Source organism: Mesorhizobium sp. M7A.F.Ca.CA.001.10.2.1, assembly GCF_003998575.1.
Classification (GTDB): domain Bacteria; phylum Pseudomonadota; class Alphaproteobacteria; order Rhizobiales; family Rhizobiaceae; genus Mesorhizobium.
In genome coordinates, this window is record NZ_RZQY01001250.1 from 1 (window position 1) to 646 (window position 646).

The 646-nt window shown below is 63.0% G+C and carries 1 pseudogene; it reads right to left on the reverse strand.

Features of this window, described 5'->3' with window-relative positions:
• A pseudogene (locus EN964_RS36440) lies at positions 1-520 on the reverse strand (hypothetical protein); the annotation flags it as partial.
• Positions 521-646 lie beyond the last annotated feature (126 nt).

Genomic DNA, 646 nt, shown 5'->3' on the forward strand with positions numbered 1-646 from the left:
GGGCCGAGATGCTGCGTCCGGCAACGAAGCGCTGGAAATAGCGGCCGGCGATCGGGCTTTCTCCGGCTGCTCGTCTGACGTGCCCGCCGCCGGCGCCGCCCGCGGTCTTGACCACCCAGTTCTCCCGATCAGGCGGCTGGTCCCATCGCGATTGCGGATGCGGGATGCCAAGTTCGGCGCAATCATCGGCCAGCAACTGCGGATCCTTGATCCTGCGGATTGCGGCGCCGCCATTGCCTGCGAGCGGAAAGTGTCGCGCGATCTCGTCCACGGTCTCAGGCATCCGCTCAAACCCTGAGCCCAGGATAATGGCGACCGGCAGGTCGTCGCCAGCCAATCGCCGAAGCGTGTCGACGATGCGCTCGCCGTCGATGCCCCTCTGCAGGTCGCCCGGCAGCATCGTCGCACGTTCGGCGAGCGCGACGGTGTCCGTATCGCAAAAGAAATCGGCAACCAGCGGACGATAGCCGGCGCGACGCGCGGCGGCGGCCAGCGCCCGGCCTGAAATTGCCGCGATCAAAAGAGATCCGGCGTTACTTGGCAATCTCGCGTGCAAGGGAAAACGCTTCCTGAAAATCGAGCGTGATCGTCTTTTCGGATTCGATCATTCTTTTGAAGAGACCGAATTCGACCTTATATTTGACAT